This is a genomic window from Anabaenopsis sp. FSS-46 (assembly GCF_029891665.1).
Lineage (GTDB): Bacteria > Cyanobacteriota > Cyanobacteriia > Cyanobacteriales > Nostocaceae > Anabaenopsis > Anabaenopsis arnoldii.
Genome location: NZ_JANQDG010000049.1, coordinates 1 through 2,910, shown reverse-complemented (window position 1 = coordinate 2,910; position 2,910 = coordinate 1). Strand labels below are relative to the sequence as shown.

At 42.4% G+C, this 2,910-nt stretch carries 3 protein-coding genes and 2 pseudogenes; 3 read left to right on the top strand and 2 right to left on the bottom strand.

What is annotated here, in order from left to right:
* Positions 1-216 (top strand): annotated as a pseudogene (locus tag NWP21_RS04935) (RNA-guided endonuclease TnpB family protein); the annotation flags it as partial.
* Positions 217-326: 110 nt separating this feature from the next.
* Positions 327-1,007, top strand: coding sequence for a glycerol-3-phosphate 1-O-acyltransferase PlsY (plsY, locus tag NWP21_RS04930; RefSeq protein ID WP_271733611.1), 681 nt, complete (start codon positions 327-329; stop codon positions 1,005-1,007).
* A 12-nt stretch (positions 1,008-1,019) separates the two neighbouring features.
* Here the strand turns inward: plsY and tatC are convergent, their stop codons facing one another.
* Complete coding sequence (tatC, locus tag NWP21_RS04925; RefSeq protein ID WP_280791840.1) at positions 1,020-1,805, bottom strand: twin-arginine translocase subunit TatC; 786 nt, start codon at positions 1,803-1,805, stop codon at positions 1,020-1,022.
* A gap of 192 nt (positions 1,806-1,997) precedes the next feature.
* Here tatC and NWP21_RS04920 point away from each other — a divergent pair.
* Positions 1,998-2,297 (top strand): annotated as a pseudogene (locus tag NWP21_RS04920) (F0F1 ATP synthase subunit gamma); the annotation flags it as partial.
* A gap of 218 nt (positions 2,298-2,515) precedes the next feature.
* Here the strand turns inward: NWP21_RS04920 and NWP21_RS04915 are convergent.
* A partial coding sequence (locus NWP21_RS04915; protein WP_280791839.1) for a tetratricopeptide repeat protein occupies positions 2,516-2,910 on the bottom strand: 395 nt, incomplete at its 5' end.

The window sequence follows — 2,910 nt, the reverse complement described above, 5'->3', positions numbered from 1 at the left end:
GCTTTTGAGACTAATAAAGTAGTGATGGATGTGAACGAAGCGTACACATCAAAAACAGTCAGCTGGACTGGTGAAATCATCCCCAACCTTGGTGGTGCTAAATTCGTTAAGTCTCCATCTGACGGGCGGGTAATGAGCCGGAACATAAATGGTGCGCGGGGGATTTTCCTACGTGCATTGGTTGATACGCCCTCTCTTAAAGAGTGTATTTGTTAGTTAATGTTAGCAAAAAAGTATCGGGAGCCTTCCGACTATAGCAGATGGCAACGGAGGACTTTTGTCCTCACTGCAAACCTTGAATTTTTATGGTGTTTTGTGATTTAATTATGGCTATTTGGTTCAGTTTGTGTGGCGTGGCTTTGGTGGTAGCTTATCTGTTGGGTTCTTTTCCCACTGGCTACATTGCGGGAAAGCTCTTACAGGGTATTGATATTCGCGAAGTTGGTTCGGGTTCAACCGGCGCAACTAATGTATTGCGCACTTTAGGGAAAGGCCCGGGCGCTCTGGTTTTAGTAATTGATTGCTTCAAGGGAGTTTTAGCGATCGCAGTTGTTTACTGGTTATTTTCCTTTGCTCCTACTCAAAATCTTCTCCCCTCAACGGTAAATATCCAACTTTGGCAATCTTGGATGATTACTTTAGTGGGGTTATTAGCTATCCTGGGACACAGTAAATCAATTTTTCTCGGCTTCTCTGGCGGTAAGTCTGTAGCTACCAGCTTAGGAATTTTATTAGCGATGAATTGGCAAGTAGGATTAGCTACAGCCGCAGTGTTTGCTGTGTTTATAGCTATATCCAGAATTGTATCATTAAGTTCCATTGCCGGTGCGATCGCTGTGCCGATTTTGATGTTAACTCTACATCAACCGCTACCCTATATCCTGTTTGGTATTGCTGGGGGAATTTACGTAATTTTCCGCCATCGTGCTAACATTCAGCGACTACTTGCAGGTATAGAGCCAAAAATCGGGCAAAAGCTAGCAACAGAAACAACTACTGATAGCTAGCTATCTAATTAATCACTTACCTGTCAGCTTCACTAGACCAATACCACCAAAGTAGAGTCCTAAAACTGCTCCTGCTAAGAGACTTTGGGTCAGGGGGTCAGTGGAAGGGGTGAGAACAGCACCGAGAACAACTGCTCCCATAATCACAAATCGCCAGCCAGAAATCATCTTTTGAGAGGAGACAATTCCCAAATTACCTAGTAATAATTGAATAATGGGAATTTGAAATGCTAAACCAGTACTAAATAATAGTAACAGCACAAATTCAAAGTATTTGTCAATAGACCATAGTTGATCTACCACATCTTCGCCGTAGCTAATGAAAAAATTCAAAGCTGCGGGAATTAATAGTAAATAAGCGAATACTAAACCCGTGACAAACAGCACACTAGAACCTAAAACCACCGGTCCGAGTAAGCGGCGTTCCCGCCGAGTTAGTCCCGGAAGAACAAACTGGATAATTTGGTAAAGAATGAAGGGGCTAGAAAGTACTAACCCACTGTAACCCGCTACTTTGATGGAAACAAAGAAATATTCCCCTGGAGCCAGTTGGAGAAACTTGACCCCTTGGGCGGGGACTTCCAGTAACTTAACAATGGGTTTCACGGCGATGAAGCAGCCAACAACACCAACTGCAACACCAATTAAAGAATAAAAAATCCGTTGTCGTAGCTCTTCTAGGTGGTCGAAAAGGGACATTTCCACTTCATCAGGCAACTCATTGAGAGCATCCGGTTCTGAGTTGCCGTATTCCTCTTGTTGGAGATCAGGAGTAGTTACATCTTGTGAGGGTGTCATTAGTCATCTCAATAGGCAACATTTCTTAACTATTGTATCCGGCGAAGCAGTGACAAAAACAAAAAAGGTCTTCATAAATTACTCAAACGCATTATCAAAGGTGATATGGGTCTTAGAGGGTGTTTGAAAAATCATGTAGTCAGAAGCGTTGACGGTTGACAGTTAACCGTTAACCGTCAACCGTCAACCAACATGGCCAATCTCAAAGCAATACGCGATCGCATTCATTCGGTCAAAAACACCAAAAAAATCACGGAAGCTATGCGGCTCGTAGCAGCTGCTATAGTCCGTCGCGCCCAAGAACAAGTCACCGCCACCCGTCCCTTCGCTGACCGCCTCGCACAGGTGTTGTATGGTTTGCAAACCCGTCTCCGGTTTGAGGATGTAGACCTCCCCCTACTCAAAAAACGGGAAGTTAAAACTGTAGGACTGTTGGTAATTGGGGGCGATCGCGGTTTATGTGGCGGTTACAATACTAATATTATCCGTCGGGGGCGAAAAGCAAATGTTATATAAAAGATAGGTTAAATCTCTTAATATTTCTGGCTCACGGCGTTTTTCTGTGGCTCTGATTTCTGCTGCTTCTAGGGGCGATCGCGCAATATACCAGAATAATAGTCAGTGTTATGAATACTCGATGGGTGATCAACTGGCTTTGCTTTTTTTACATTTATTTAGAAAGAGCCTCTAGATTTTCTTTATAAATTAGCTCATAAATTACAAAACCACTCATCTTCCATAACAAAAATATTTTCATTTATCAGTCCTCCACGGGGAGAATATAAATCTCCTTTCAGGTAAATACCTGTATCTGTGTTGATCATTTGTTTTGTTATTAAACTCCAAGACATTCCAATCCTACTTTCACCTTGCCATTGAGGATGAATATCATTTGAACTTGAGCTTGATAGTAATCGAACACCTGGCCATTTAGGCGCACAACCGGCATAGTTAGGATCAAGAGTAATAGCTTTGTTGTAATCAGCCACTGCTAAATCCCATTTTTGCTGTTTACGGTAAACAATACCACGATTGTAGTAAGCTAGAGCTAAATTAGGATTAAGTTTAATAGCTTCGGTGTAATCAGCCACTACTAAATCCCATT

Bases quoted from the DNA above. Each gene is read 5' to 3' on its own strand.
- tatC (WP_280791840.1), bottom strand. From the start codon at position 1,805: ATGACACCCTCACAAGATGTAACTACTCCTGATCTCCAACAAGAGGAA.
- plsY (WP_271733611.1), top strand. From the start codon at position 327: ATGGCTATTTGGTTCAGTTTGTGTGGCGTGGCTTTGGTGGTAGCTTAT.